Source organism: Coprococcus sp. RTP21204st1_G4_RTP21204_210225, assembly GCF_040915385.1.
Lineage (GTDB): Bacteria > Bacillota > Clostridia > Lachnospirales > Lachnospiraceae > Allocoprococcus > Allocoprococcus comes.
Map to the genome: position 1 here is coordinate 1 of NZ_JBCPDP010000030.1, position 14,210 is coordinate 14,210.

Here is a 14,210-nt window from a genome sequence, read left to right on the forward strand (position 1 = left end):
GCGGGAGCATTGAAAGACCGCGTGCACGAACTGAAAGAGACCGAGAAAGGAGTGGAGCATATGTGCAAGGAAATGGAGCAGCTTTGCGATGAAAGAGAACTTGAAACGAAGAAGAATGTGGCTTACTCCCTCGCTGAAAAGAAAATGAGCGTTGAGGATATTGCCGAGGTTATAAAAGTAAATATTGAAACAGTAAAGAGCTGGCTCACAAGCACAACAGCGGCAAGATAGTTAGCCGCATAAACAGCTTCACGGTTTTATGGCTCTGCGGGTTACCAGCCCGCAGGGTCTTTTTGATATGGATTCCAGCAAGGACGATGGCGGCGAGCTTGGAAGACTGATGCACGATTTCCGTGCGAAGGAAGCGAAAGAGATGCAGGGCGGAGCCATGGCCGACCGCGTGCACGAACTGAAAGAGACCGAGAAAGGAGTGGAACATATGTGCAAGGAAATGGAAGCCCTGCGTCTGGAAGGCGTGGAGGAAGGAAGACTGGAAGAGAAAAGAGAGAATGCCAAAAGCATGGCGGAAGACGGCATGACGGTAGATAGAATCGCAAAAATCTTGAAAGTGAACGCCCAGATGGTGCAGGAGTGGCTTGCAGGTAGCGTTTCTACGGCAAGATAGATAACCACTTAGACGGCTTTACGGTTTTACGACTCTGCGGGTTTCTGGCTCGCAGGGTTTTTGAAAACAGGTAAATAATTTTGTTAATGAAAAACTCGTTACCAATGGGGACATAACCCAGTTGATAACGAGTTTTTTGTTTTGAAAGACGATAGTTTTGATTGCACACTGATTGCACACCTGCGTATTTTTTTGTTGTTTTATAGGTTGCTATATTGCCTTATATTGCCGGAAAATCGCTTATTTTTCGGCATATGGAAGGTTGTCGAAATCGAGTTTGAATAGTTGAAGCTGAGCTGTAAAGCCTTTGTTTACAAGGGTTTTACAGCTTTTCCTTTATAGGATTGCATTTTCATTGCATTATTTTTCTTCAACTGTTCTGTGATAGATTGCTGTATGTTGATTGCTGGTATAATTAGCAATGCTTTCAGTAGCAGATTGTACTTGTAATATTCCAGTCAGCTTTTTAGCAACTTCAAGATTCGTATTTGGATACAGATGACCATAAGTGCCGAGTGTTGTCTGTATTTTTTCATGTCCTAAACGTTCCTTGATAAGTAAAGGATTTTCGCCCATGCTGATAAGCAATGAAGCGTGTGAATGTCGCAAGGCATGAATTTTAATACGATGAACACCTGCTAAATTTGACAACTTTTCCAAAGCTCTGGGAAGCGTTGTTTTACTGGTTGGAGTTCCGTTATAACTTAGTACAAGTGGACAATCGGGAAGAACCTGTTGCTGAACACTTTGCCAAGCCTTTAGCTCATTGAGTGTATCTGAATCAATATAAATAGTACGGATACTTGCCTGTGTTTTCGGCTCAACGAATTTATAGTCCGTCATTGTTCGGTAATATAATGTTTTGGTAATGCTAAGCAAGCCTGTTTCAAAATCTATGTCTGACCAATGTAATGCTGACGCTTCGCCAATTCGCATACCAGTCATAAATAATAACCAGAACGATATAAACAGATAATGTTCATAATAGTCTTTCTTACAGAGTAAGGAAATAACCTTTTGAAATTCTTCTAATGTCCAGAAATCAACTTTGGTTTTCTTGCTTTTGATATTGCCTATCATACGAGAAGGATTTTTCTTCGCAATTCCAAGAACAATAGCTCTGTCAAATGCGATAGAAAGCATTCCCTGTACGATACGAATGTAATTAGGGCTAAAATCTTTTGCAAGTTTCAACTGCCAGTTTTGAACATGGATAGGTTCGATTTCGTCTGTTTCCATTTTGTAGAAATAGGAAAAATGTTTCTTGATGGTAGTAGCACGATTAAGATAAGTGCTTTCTTTTACCTGTGTTTTATACCATGGCAGGTAGGTTTCTTCTATAAATTGCTGAAAAGAAACGCCATCTTTTTTTGTTGTTAATTCTTCGGTAGAAGCTAACACCAGTTTTGAATATTCTTCCTTTGCTTCTTTTTTCGTTCTGAATCCACTTCGGTATTTCTGTATCTGTTTTCCGGTAATGGGATTGTAGCCTAAATTAGCTCTGAAATAATAAGTTCCGTTATCTGCTTTCTTAATAGGGTCTTTTGCCATGATTTCACTCCTTACATGATATGCAAGAAGTACAATCAATCGTTTGTGTCTGATAATGTAATCCCTAATAATTCTTCCACGGCTTCTTTGGGTACTCTGTCCAATTTACGGGATTGGTAATAAGTATGCCCTTTTTCAATCATAAGTTTTTTTGCTTTTCTTATGATGTCTGCCGAGAAAGAAGTTCCATAACCTAGTGCTATGAGGTCTTTTTTTGTTACGGTAATCATAATCCTCCTTTCCATAGACCAGATAAGGAAATCTCAATATCTTGTCTATCAGTATATCAAATGATGAGCAAAAAAGCTCTATTAAGATGATTTTTTCTTGCAAAATCGTTGTTAGATAGTTTTACAAGCAATCAGACGGCTTCGGCAAGCTCCGCTGGTATCTCAACCATTCCCATTCCTGTGGGCTGAACCGTGTCATACGGGTGTATCATTATCCTGTGTTGCAGGTCATGGCAGAACGACTTTTCCAACGGTCGCTCCCAGATCATTGCATGAATCGCTATCTCCCGATTGGAAAAGTCACGGCGTACAACCTCTGATGGCTCACTGCAAGCACAAACGTATCTGACTGCTTTATTCACTTGTCAAAGAACTGTTAGGCTCTTGTCAGCCTGTATCAATTCATTTTTACAAATGGACTGATACAGAATGATAAGAAAAAGCGGAACAGGAAAGAGGGGAGTTTATTAAATCATGCTCCGCTCAAAGATTACTTAATGTTCGTCTATTTCAAATTCACATATCATTTTCAAAAGGGCTTCTCTGATACGTCCCTTTAATTCCATATCAACCACAATGTATACGTTGCCGTATTCATCGTAAAACGGGCGTAAACAGCATTTTGATATATAGGCTTCATAGAACAGCAACAGCTTTTCTATAGCGTTTTCGTTACCGTCCACGGCTGATGATATGAGAAAAAATGATGGAAGTGTGTGTTGCTTATTCTTCATTTGTTTTCTTCTCCTTTAACTGCTTTCTGATTTCTTCAAGTGAATTTCTTCTGTGCCTATATGATGTGCTTCGGTTGATATTCAGCTTTTCGCCTATCTCCGAATCGCTCATATCCAAGAAGAAAAACATCAATACAATGTTCCGGCTTTGCTCCGGCAACTGTTTCAGTGCTTCTGCAAGTTCTTCATCAAGTACACGGATTTCTGTACCGCACACATCGAACGTTGTATATTCACTTTCGTAATCGTCCCATACAATCAATTTCTCAACAACAATCTCTGGAAGCTCACAAAAGGATACTTCCTTTGCCTGTCGTCTGGCTAATTCCTTGCGGTAGTTACGGACAATGCCTTTCACAACCTTTTTGAGCTTACAGTCAAACTGACATTGTATTGTCTTTTGGAAGTCTGATGGTTTCAAAATCACACCCCCCTTTCGCTATGAAGTGAAAAGTATGTATCCCTCTTTCCGCACCATATCTGTACGGCAAGGTGTGATTTGTTGCAGGATTGAAAAAAATTTTTGTAAATATGAAAACAGCCTATTTGCATCAATAACAAATAGACTGTTTTTAAAACATCTGATATATGAGTTTTTAATTCATGTTCAAGGACTGATGATGTACTAAGAAAAAAACGGAATAAATTCGGTTGTTGGTATAGACTGCCTGTTTTACTTAGAATCACAAATTGCTCCTTGACCAGAGCAATCCTGTGAAAATAGAAAAAGGACAGCTCTGGTTATACCAAAACCGTCCCTATATTTTTGGACATTATAAAAGAGATTACCCACAGAACGGTTTTTTTTTATTTACCGAACTAGGTAATACTTTATTTGAATTTATAGTGCATATAATATGAGTTTTTAATACATTCTAATCGCACAACATGAAGTATAAACTCATGCTAGGTGATTAAAAATGAGAAAAAAGAAAGATACACACAGCTTTGATTTTCGTCCTTTAGGACTGGCAATCAGAGAAGCCAGAGAGAAAGCAGGGCTTTCCAGAAATGATTTAGGCGATAAAGTCTTTTACGGAGAACGTCATATCGCAGATATTGAAAATATCGGAAAACACCCTAGCTTTCAGTTATTCCATGATTTAGTTACAATGTTCAATATATCTGTTGACGAGTATTTCTATCCAGCGAAGAATGTTGAGAAAAACACAGCCCGCCGTCAGATAGATTCGTCACTTGATTTATTGAGTGATAATGAATTAAAAATCATTCAAGGTACGATTGACGGTATCTTGAACAGCAGAGAGAATAAGAAGTGATTTGCTTCTTGTTTTCTCTGTTTTCCTATACAGATTCTTCAACATTTATTTGTTGATCTGCTCCGCAGGCAATAAATAAGAGCCGACTATCCTTATTTCTTTATCGTAAATTTACTTGTTACACAGTAATGAAAAAAGCCAATAGTTTGTAACTGAACTTTACAAACTATTGACTTTACATTTTGATGTCCACTCTTCAATGAATTATCATACGAATATATCTTCAATACTTTATAATTCAAGAGTAATAATAAGGCTATTGGCATGTACTTTTGCAACAATATTTCCGCCAAGAATGGCAACAAGTGTTTTTACTACCGCAAGTCCCAATCCTGTACTTCCATTATGTCTTGATTTATCGCCTGTATAAAAACGGTCAAAAAGTCGATTGCAATCAATTTCTGAACTGTCACTCATTGGATTTTCAATGGTAAATATAATATTATTATTTTCTTTCTCCATAAGTGTTATTTTTATCGTTCCAACAGAATACTTAATTGCATTTGTCAACAGATTTTGTAAAATTCGTTCTACCATATTTTTATCAGAATATACGTATATTGAATAATCTGGGAGATTTATTTCGGGTAAAATATTCTCCTTTTCTAATGCAACGGCATTTTCCGTAATTAAATTTATTAACATATTAGATATATTAAACTTTTCTTTTTCTGGAACTGTCTGCTGTTCCTCCAAAATAGAAAGGTCATAGAATGTTTCTACCAATTCTTTCATTTTTTCGGCTTTGCTAAAAATCACTTTTACACGCTGTGCTTGACTGGATTCCCAATTTTCTTTTTGCAATAATTGTAAATGACCAAGAATGACTGTAAGAGGTGTACGCAAATCATGTGATATATTAGCAACAGATTCTTTTAAATACTCTTCATTGCGTAATACGCCTGCAACAGCCTGTCGTTGTCTGATATTATATTGATTCAATATACCAGCCAGTCTTTCTAAATCTTTATCAATCAACGAAATGTCTAACATCTGCTGTGAATTTCCAGAATTCAATTCATTAACTTGATCCGCAAGATTACGGATTTGTTTTTTTAATTGAATATATCGAAATAGCAGTATTACTAAAAATATTGTTATGATAATTAAAATCCATTCTATGTTAGACATTTTCTCCACCTATTTAAAATCACATTTACAAAATTTTATCCACGAAAGCAATACCAATATACCAGACCATATACATCCTACTAAAATAGCTATCGGTTGAAAAAAGGTTTTCATGCTGACAACGATTCTGATTTGATAAGTAGGTAAAAAACCGACTGGTAATCTCAACATCATTCCATAGCCAAGATATAAGCTAAGACCAAAAATAATAATTGCTGTAACCGAGGTTGCTTTTACAGCATCCTGTAAATAGCAACAAATAAGTATTGCAATTAGAAATATCGCACTATTAAGCAGACAAGAATAAATGATTGCTTTTATAATATTGTAAAAAAACATTCCCACGTCTGCAACACCAAAGCGTCCAAATTCCCTTATGCATCCTGAAACTGGATAGACAAGAGCCATAAGATTAAAAGCAATTAAATACGATATTATTTTACTTGTAAAAATTTGTTTTCTGGAATGTCCAGCACTGACCTCTAAGTTTATTGTTCTCTTAGAAAATTCCTGTCCTAAAATCAATGCAAGTATAGCCGACATGATGATAAGAAGAAACGTAGAATCATACACCATTCCATTAAAAATATCAGCAAGAGAAGAAGCAATTTCTTCTGTCGGTCCCATGACCTCTGTAACATAAGTATCTGCTGTAAAAAATCCTAAAATAAATATTCCAATCATACCACACCAGTAAATAGAATTATGTAACAACTGATATTTTTCCAGTTTTAATAATTTATCCATAAAAAACACCTCCGGTTATTTCAAGTCTGTATGTAAAAAAGCACTACCTGCAATGAAATATAAAATAAAATTCCATAAAAAATCTACAAACAAGCAAAAGTTTGTCGAATAGACCTTTTGCAATGAAATTAACCTAAGTTGTCCCATTGGTATTATTCTGCTGATTATTTGTGCAGATTCACTGTTCAGCAAAAAAATCATAACAAAAAATAAAACCATTGAAACTGTCAGTGTTTTCCCCATATCACGAAAAATAAAAGCAAAAAACATCGGTAATGCACACAGTGTTATCATGGCAAACAGAGTTAGTAAAACCATAGTATATGTGCTATCATTCCAAAAAAGTTTTTCCCCAATATAAAATTGACTAATAATTCCATGTACAAATAATGGAAATACCAGAATGATAATACAACCTATTTGAGATACAATTAACTTTACTCTAAATATAGAACTTCTTTTATGTCCGGCAGTAATATAAGTATTTAAAGTTCTTCCACTAAAATCACTTCCAATGAACAATGCTATAAACACTATACTCAAAAAATAGAGTAACGGAATATTGTATAATGATGCCATAATTAAGTTTGAAGAGCGTTCTTTACTATCTAACAGCAATATGCTACTTAAAAGGAGATTGAATATTCCAATTCCCCAAAAATACCAACTGTGAAACAACTTATATAACTCAGTTTTTAGGAGATTTGACATCTTTTGTTCCTCCTATTTTGCTCAAAAAATAGTCCTCCAAAGTATCGCCAGATACAGAAAGTCCTGTTACAAGAATGTGCGATTCTGCTAAAGCAGACGCAACTGTCTCTAAATCATTCAAATAATCATACAAACGAATTATGCCATCTGGCATTAGTTTAAAGTTATCTGTATGAAGATTCTCTTCCAAAACCAGAACCGTTTTCTGAACATCTGTTGTTTTAATTGCTATATGTCGTTTACACCGTTCATTTAATTCATAATCAGAAATCTCTTCTATAATTTTTCCATGGTCAATCAGAATAAATTCTGATGCTGTTTGATACAATTCTTCTAAGATATGGCTTGAAACCAAAATGGTCATACCATATTCTTTATTCAAAATTTTTAATAAATTTCTGATTTCTACAATTCCAGCAGGGTCAAGACCATTGATAGGCTCGTCTAAAATCAATAGTTCTGGTGTATTTAAAAGTGCAATCGCTATCCCCAATCGTTGACGCATACCTAATGAAAAATTGCGGACACTCTTTTTACCTGTATCTTGCAATCCAACCATATCTAATGTCCTTTTAATAACTGATTTATCTGGTATGCCTCGTTGAATACGCTGTACTTCCATATTTTGATAGGCAGTCATTGACGGGAATAGAGCAGGCGTTTCAATCATACTTCCAATTCGTTTACGCTGTTTCTGTAATTCTTCTGTTCCAGAATTTCCCCATAAAGAAAGTGTACCACTTGTTGGAAACGCAAGCCCTGTGACTAATCTTAAAAAAGTAGTCTTACCTGCTCCGTTTTGACCAATAAATCCATAAATTTTTCCTTTTTTTATTTGTAAATTTATGTGGTCTAATGCTAATGTTTGTTTATATTCTTTGGTTAAAGACTTTGCTTCTAAAATAATTGAACTCATATCCCAAACCTCCTTTACTTAAACCAGTATAACGGGCAATTTTAAAGAATTTCTTAAATTGTAATGAGAAAAGTTAAAAAAATAATAAAGCTAAGGAACGTTTAATCCTTAGCTTTATGTAGGCGGTAGCCAATGCCCCAAACAGTATCAATAAATTCTGTATCAGAGCATATCGCTTTTAATTTATTGCGTAAATTACTGATATGAACATTAAGTGTATTATCTTCAGCAATATATTCTGTATCCCAAACACTTTGAAAAAGATTCGATTTTGAAAATACTTTATCTGGATATTTCATCAACAATTCTAAAATGCCAAATTCTTTAGCGGTTAAGGATAATTCTATTCCATTCAAAAATGCTGTATTTTTCTCTAGGTCTAAAGTCAGATTGTTATGTTGCAAACATTCTGTCTGGCTATTTTGAAATTGTACTCTTCGCAGATTACTTTCAATTCTGGCAAGCACTTCTTCCATATCAAAAGGTTTTGTGATATAATCGTCTGCTCCCAGACGAAGCAAGTCGATTTTATTTTGTGTAGTTTCTTTCGCTGAAATAATAATAACAGGTATCGTAAATTTCTTGCGTACATCAGATAAAATAATATCACCACTCCGATAAGGAAGCATAATATCAAGTATAATCAAATCAATTTTTTCTTTATTCAAAAAATCCAGAACATGAAGTCCATCATATTGGCAATGCACAGCATATCCTTTTTCTTTTAGAAAATCAGCCAATAATGCATTTATTTCTAAATCATCTTCAATAATCAATATTTTATTCATTAGCCTACCTCATTCCTGCAATGCTACTTTCCCATTATACATTTAAGGTTGTATTTCCTCAATACCATTGCAACCAATTATATGAGAGGGATTCTTATTTTGTCAATCTAATTGTAAGCAGAATAGTATAGATTGGATAAACAATTACCATACTATTCTGCTGTAACATTTATTCTACAATCTTCCAGTTATCGTCCTTATGAAGCACAAGCTCATACTGTGAGATTTGCGTCATTTTCGACTTGTTATCCAGATACTTTACGGACACGCTGACTTTGAGGTTGTCGCCGTCTTTGGTAAAGACAGGGTTTACCAGTTCCGAAAATACATAGTCGCCGGATACAGGAGCAATCACACCGTCTTTGACATAGTAGGCAAGTTCCTTTTCCGTAGCTGTCGGATAGAGCTTAAAGAATGTTTTCAAGAAAGCGGTAGCGTCCTTAACTGTGTCGGAACTGACACTGACATCGGCTTCCTGTACTTTCGGTTCATACTTTGATTTCTGTACCGACGGAGCAAGGGTAGGATTCTGGGTAATGACCATTGCACCGTCCTTATCTACATGAACGGTCACGGTATAGTTTTCTGTGACTGCCTGTGTCTGTTCTCCCTCTTTTACCTGCTGATCTACTTCGTAGGCAACGGTAAAATCGTCCGTTCCAGACTGTTCTACATTCCAGACCAGCACATTTGTAACGGTCGCACTGGTTGGTATATCTGTTCTGATGGTATCGGCGTTCAAGTCCTGTAATTCTTTGGTAAGGTATTTACTGATTTCCGTTGTCCTTGCTTCAATGGCTTCCTTGCTGGTATCCCATGAGTAGTAGGCTTTCGCAAAGTTCTTGACGAAATTCTCAATACCGTTGGTATCGTTCAATCTTAGCTGAATGATTTCTTTTTCATGTATCGTGTGGGTATCAATGGCGGTAAAATTCTTATACACACCAAAACTGGTGCTTGCCAGAAGCACCGCCCACAACAACAGGACAGATTTTTTATGTGTCCCGACTTTCATGATACGCACTTTCTTATTCGTAGGTGCTTTCTCTGTTTTTTCTTTCTTCTTAAACATATTTCAAGTCCTTTCTATTGTTTGATTCTTCCGGCACAAATGATGTGCTGTTGCCAGTAGGCAGAGGTCAAATCGGTATAGCCGATTGGATTTCCGGCATGATACATCTGATGGTTTCCCACATAGATTCCTACATGGGTAACATAGTCGCTGGTATTGTAAGTGGAATGGAAAAAGACCAAATCGCCAGCCTGTGCCTGTGACAACGGGATATGCTGGGTTGCGTCATACTGTGCCTGTGCGGTTCGTGGCAGGCTGATTCCGGCTTTTCCGTAGCACCATTGAGTAAGACCAGAACAGTCAAAAGAAGTGTTTGGATTACTGCCACCATAGACATATTTCCAGCCTTGATACTTCAACGCTTCATTCATAACCGCCTGTACCGTTTCGTTGCTAAATTGCTTTACAGTCAGATATTGGTTGACCAACTCCACATAAAACATATTTCCGTAGTTATAACGCCAGCCACCATTTTTACTGACAGCTATCGGATTTGTATAGGTCACTTTTGTACCGCCGGATTTATTCTTTGCGAAATTCTCTGCAAGATTGAAGCTATGCTTTTTCCCGTTCTTCGCAACATAGTCCGCATAGCCACCACCATAGTTATAAGATTGAATAACTACGTTAATGTCCGTCATGCCTTTGGCTTTACAGGAAGAAAGCAGGGACGCAAAATATTTACACCCCTGCTTGATAGAATCCTCTGTACTTAATGAGTTCGGCGGTAGCCCCAGACTTTCACTGGACTGCATGACATCGGTAGCTGTACCGCCACTTTCCACCTGTATGATAGCAAGCAGGACGTTCACATACTCCGAGATACCGTTTTCTCTGGCGTATTTTTCCACCATTGGCTGATGTTTGAGGACATCGGCTGACAGGTTCATGCCAGAATAGACAGGCGAATAACTGTTTGAACTGTCGTCATCTTCACCGGAAATCAGTATCCCGAAAAAGAGGACGATGGAGAAAAGGACTGGAAATATCGTACCTATGATAAGGATACGTTTTAATCTCATTTCTTCCGTCCTTTCTCTGAATGTTTCGTAACAGTTTTACGGGCAGATTTCCCATTGACCTGTGTTTTCTGTATCGTAGATTTCTTATGATTACTTCTGGATTCTGCTACGTTTGGCTGGTTTGTTCTGGCAACAGATTTAACCTGCTGTTCCTGTCTGATATTGGTTCGGACAGTTTCTTTTCCAGCCTTGACTTCTGCATTTTTTATCGCAGGAGAAGTAGCAAGACGTTTCATATCCGGCTTCATTACCGTATTGGTCGGTGCAGGTTTTGGAACAGGTGTGGCAACAGGGCGTTCATGGCTTCTGGTAGCTCCGGCTGTCGCTGATCCATTCGCATGAACTGTCTGTCTTGCTTCCTGTGCTTTCTGTAATTCCTGCTTTTTCTGTGAGATATTTTCCCTGTGCAGGTTACGTTTCTGTGTACGCTGTTCCTGTCGGTTTTCCCGTTCTTCCACAACGCCACGCTTAAAGTCTGATACATTATCCTTTGCTTTCTGTTTCGCAGAGTGAACAGCATAACCAGCCTGTGTCGGCAAGTCTTTCACATTTTCTTTCAGAGAGGAAGCACTGTCACGGACTTTATTTTTCGTATCCATCACAGCACCTACCGCAGAACCGACACGGCTTCCCATGCTGGCAGAGGTATTTTCCCGTTTCTTTGGCGGTTGGTTCGTTGCTGGCTTTCCGGCTCTGGCAACACTTGCACCAGCCACCGCACCTGCAACACTTCCAGCACCGATAGCCCTTGCAATCCTGTGTTCCATACGTCTTGCCCGATGTCGCATGAACACCATCGGTCTACGGAATATCCGGCGACCTATCTGCTGGCTGTCATTCGCATTAAGGCTGAACATACTCATTAGTTCTCCGAGCTTCATATAGATTCCGGCAAAACAGATTATCTGCAAAAACGCCACCATGAAGAACGGATAGTCCGTGGAAATGTTGTAGAACATACTGGAAATCGAAAATGCCACGGTCACAATCAGCGTGATTCCGGCTCTTGTCATAATGGCGTTGAACACACGGACAACTGCCTGTTTCGCCATGTTCTCATAGGTCGGTATCATGGACAGTAAAAAACTGACAGGTAAAAACATGGCATATATGATAAATAGTATCTGGGAAAATAACATCATGCCGGTAAGCAGGAAGATAAAGATTGTGATACCGAGATTGAAAATGAGCAGGAAGAACACCATGCCCAGACGGTTGACGACCTGTGGAATGGTAAGGTTGTCATTGTCGTTATCTTCAATCTCTGTTTTGACGACATTTTCCCTTGTTTCTCCATCTTCGTCTGACGGACTGGCAGATACCAGAGCTTCCACACGGTCAGCCCCGATTTCTTCGGTATCACTGTTCCCGAACTGCAATAACAGCCACGGTTTTTCTACCTGTATCGAAAACAGGCTGTCACGGATAAGGTCTACGCTGTCTTTCCCTTTGCTTTGTGAATCGGGGAGCATGATTTTTGTCCCCAAGTCTAGAGAAGCGGTGCTGATGTCCGAACTGAAATCATTGATTTTCTGGATATAGTTGGGAGCATAAGCAATAAAGGACGCAGACACAATGAACACCATCACAAAGTTGATAACAGCGTGAAGTGCCTTGCTTGTTTCCCGTTTGAGAAGCCCTGTATAGGCGGTATAAACACCTACAATCAGAATGATAATGAGCAGGAATCCCACATAGAATCCACTGCTGGAAAATCCGTTTTCGGTTACTCCGGCAAGTGTCTGGATACTTTTCCCGATACTGTCAGCCATGTCATTGATAAAGTCCAGCTTATACGCTTGTTGCACCACATATCCTGTGGCATTGCTAAGATACAGGATGATTGTCCAGACAAAATTTGTGATACAGTAAAGCCCGTACTGCACCGATTTTCCAATGCCGTCCAGCCAGTTCCACGGAAGCCAAGACCAGCTATTGTCCACATAGAAATCAAGCTGATAATTGGAAAGCGGATACTTTGAATACAAGTTGTCTGCATTGACCGTATCATCGACCAGTCCAGACGCATGAGCTACCGTCCCCAGCAGGGACAGCAGTACCAGCGTGACGGTCACGGCAAGCAGAACCAGTTTCAGTACATGGAATACCTTTTCTTTTGTGACAGATTTCATCATTCCAAATCCACCTCACTTTTTATCGGCGGTCTGGTATCAAAGGCATGGAGCAGTTCTACAAAGACAGGGTGTATCTGTACCACGCCGACACGCCCGTATAAATCCTGCATTAAGCATTGTCCGTTCTCCAAATCCCTCAACCGTTTCTGGTTGTTTTCGTCCTCACTGTCCAGTCCGAAAAACTCTAAGGTCTGTTTGATTTCATTGGTATCTGTGGAGCGGAACGCAAACTTTAAACCGATGTTATTTTTTAGGCTTTCTTTCGATACGTCCCCAGAGGATTGTGTCACGAAATAAACTCCGGCGTTCATGGCTCTACCAGCACGCACCAGCTTATTTGAGAGTGTTTCGCCCTGTGCCACATTTAAGAACGCCCATGCTTCATCAAGGTCTACAATCTTAAAAATGCTTCGGTCTGAATGGATAAAGTCTAAGGCAAAGGTAGATATTACAATCAACATTGCCACCGATAATAATTCAATGGTCGTGTATTCGTCAAAAGTAGTATCTTTATCCGGCAGAACCAAATCCGCAACCTGTATGATATTGAGCTGGTTATCCAGACTGATAGTATTTTTCGCTGTTCCGTCTGAAAAGAGCAGGTGTGCAAAATCATAATTTGTAAAACTGTCAATATGATTTGCGATATGGTTTGCAATAGGCGTATTTTCTTTCCGTAATTCTGTGATAACATTTAGCAATCCTCTGTGTTCACTTTCTGATACTTTGCTGATTGCACTGATAAGCACAGGGAACTTGTCTCCATCACGGGTTGAGATACCTGTTAAAAATGTTAAAATTTCTTTTGCCAGTGTAGCTCCGTCCTCTTTATCTTTCATAATTACAAACGGGTCAAGAAGCCCTGCATTTTCCTTGTCGCTGGTAAGATTTACAATGTTGATTTCCTCTGCAATCTCCGGCAGTGTTTCTTTCCAGTTCCCACGCTCACTTTTCGGGTCTAGGATAACTGCCTGTCCACCGAACAGGACGGAATAATATACCAGCAGGTTATTACAGAATGATTTTCCACCGCCAAGCGAACCTACAAAAGCAGAAGCCAACGCATTTGTGACCGTACCTTTTACCCCTTGACTGGCAAGGGACGGTTGCAGGTAGACATTTCTTCCTGTATCCACGGAATAGCCGATATAGATTCCTGTATTTTCTCCCAACATCTGAGTAGCACCGAAACCAAGTCCGGCTAAAAAATCGGATTTCACATACTGGATATAATCATTGATATAACGCTTGCTGGCTGGAAGAAACTC

Annotated in this window: 15 protein-coding genes and 1 pseudogene; 3 read left to right on the forward strand and 13 right to left on the reverse strand. The window is 38.6% G+C overall.

Features of this window, described 5'->3' with window-relative positions:
- Both AB5213_RS16200 and AB5213_RS16205 read left to right on the forward strand, forming a co-directional pair.
- A pseudogene (locus AB5213_RS16200) lies at positions 1-231 on the forward strand (hypothetical protein); the annotation flags it as partial.
- 28 nt (positions 232-259) lie between these two features.
- Positions 260-625: a hypothetical protein gene (locus AB5213_RS16205; protein ID WP_368276953.1), complete on the forward strand. Its 366-nt coding sequence runs from the start codon at positions 260-262 to the stop codon at positions 623-625.
- A 360-nt stretch (positions 626-985) separates the two neighbouring features.
- Here the strand turns inward: AB5213_RS16205 and AB5213_RS16210 are convergent, their stop codons facing one another.
- From AB5213_RS16210 to AB5213_RS16225, 4 genes are all read right to left on the reverse strand, one after another.
- The gene (locus AB5213_RS16210; RefSeq protein ID WP_005611123.1) at positions 986-2,176 is read right to left on the reverse strand and encodes a site-specific integrase; all 1,191 of its coding nucleotides are present in this window, start codon (positions 2,174-2,176) and stop codon (positions 986-988) included.
- A gap of 35 nt (positions 2,177-2,211) precedes the next feature.
- Positions 2,212-2,406 (reverse strand): DUF3173 domain-containing protein, encoded by a 195-nt coding sequence (locus tag AB5213_RS16215; RefSeq protein ID WP_009265203.1) that lies wholly within the window; start codon positions 2,404-2,406, stop codon positions 2,212-2,214.
- Positions 2,407-2,900: 494 nt separating this feature from the next.
- On the reverse strand, positions 2,901-3,140 hold the full coding sequence (locus tag AB5213_RS16220) for a helix-turn-helix domain-containing protein (protein WP_005423216.1): 240 nt from the start codon (positions 3,138-3,140) through the stop codon (positions 2,901-2,903).
- Positions 3,130-3,561: an RNA polymerase sigma factor gene (locus AB5213_RS16225; protein ID WP_044925118.1), complete on the reverse strand. Its 432-nt coding sequence runs from the start codon at positions 3,559-3,561 to the stop codon at positions 3,130-3,132. The genes AB5213_RS16220 and AB5213_RS16225 overlap by 11 nt, the downstream gene beginning before the upstream one ends.
- A gap of 499 nt (positions 3,562-4,060) precedes the next feature.
- Between AB5213_RS16225 and AB5213_RS16230 the strand changes: the two genes are divergently transcribed.
- Complete coding sequence (locus AB5213_RS16230) at positions 4,061-4,420, forward strand: helix-turn-helix transcriptional regulator (protein ID WP_005342894.1); 360 nt, start codon at positions 4,061-4,063, stop codon at positions 4,418-4,420.
- 231 nt (positions 4,421-4,651) lie between these two features.
- Here AB5213_RS16230 and AB5213_RS16235 read toward each other — a convergent pair whose 3' ends face one another.
- The 9 genes from AB5213_RS16235 to AB5213_RS16275 all read right to left on the reverse strand — a co-directional run.
- Positions 4,652-5,551: a sensor histidine kinase KdpD gene (locus tag AB5213_RS16235; protein WP_117915790.1), complete on the reverse strand. Its 900-nt coding sequence runs from the start codon at positions 5,549-5,551 to the stop codon at positions 4,652-4,654.
- A 9-nt stretch (positions 5,552-5,560) separates the two neighbouring features.
- On the reverse strand, positions 5,561-6,298 hold the full coding sequence (locus AB5213_RS16240; RefSeq protein WP_055303142.1) for an ABC transporter permease: 738 nt from the start codon (positions 6,296-6,298) through the stop codon (positions 5,561-5,563).
- A gap of 15 nt (positions 6,299-6,313) precedes the next feature.
- Entirely contained in the window at positions 6,314-7,009 is a 696-nt protein-coding gene (locus AB5213_RS16245) for an ABC transporter permease (RefSeq protein WP_055165788.1), read from the reverse strand.
- Complete coding sequence (locus AB5213_RS16250) at positions 6,987-7,925, reverse strand: ABC transporter ATP-binding protein (RefSeq protein ID WP_035403278.1); 939 nt, start codon at positions 7,923-7,925, stop codon at positions 6,987-6,989. The genes AB5213_RS16245 and AB5213_RS16250 overlap by 23 nt, the downstream gene beginning before the upstream one ends.
- A 101-nt stretch (positions 7,926-8,026) precedes the next feature.
- On the reverse strand, positions 8,027-8,713 hold the full coding sequence (locus tag AB5213_RS16255) for a response regulator transcription factor (RefSeq protein WP_117828252.1): 687 nt from the start codon (positions 8,711-8,713) through the stop codon (positions 8,027-8,029).
- A 169-nt stretch (positions 8,714-8,882) separates the two neighbouring features.
- Positions 8,883-9,785 carry a conjugal transfer protein gene (locus AB5213_RS16260; protein WP_368276954.1) on the reverse strand — a complete coding sequence of 301 codons (903 nt, stop codon included), beginning with the start codon at positions 9,783-9,785 and terminating at the stop codon, positions 8,883-8,885.
- Positions 9,786-9,799: 14 nt separating this feature from the next.
- Entirely contained in the window at positions 9,800-10,807 is a 1,008-nt protein-coding gene (locus AB5213_RS16265) for a lysozyme family protein (protein WP_368276955.1), read from the reverse strand.
- A complete protein-coding gene (locus tag AB5213_RS16270; RefSeq protein ID WP_368276956.1) occupies positions 10,804-12,942 on the reverse strand; it encodes a CD3337/EF1877 family mobilome membrane protein in 2,139 nt (712 codons plus the stop codon). The genes AB5213_RS16265 and AB5213_RS16270 overlap by 4 nt, the downstream gene beginning before the upstream one ends.
- Positions 12,939-14,210: ATP-binding protein (locus tag AB5213_RS16275; RefSeq protein ID WP_368276957.1), on the reverse strand; the 1,272-nt coding region annotated here is incomplete at its 5' end. The genes AB5213_RS16270 and AB5213_RS16275, both read right to left, overlap by 4 nt.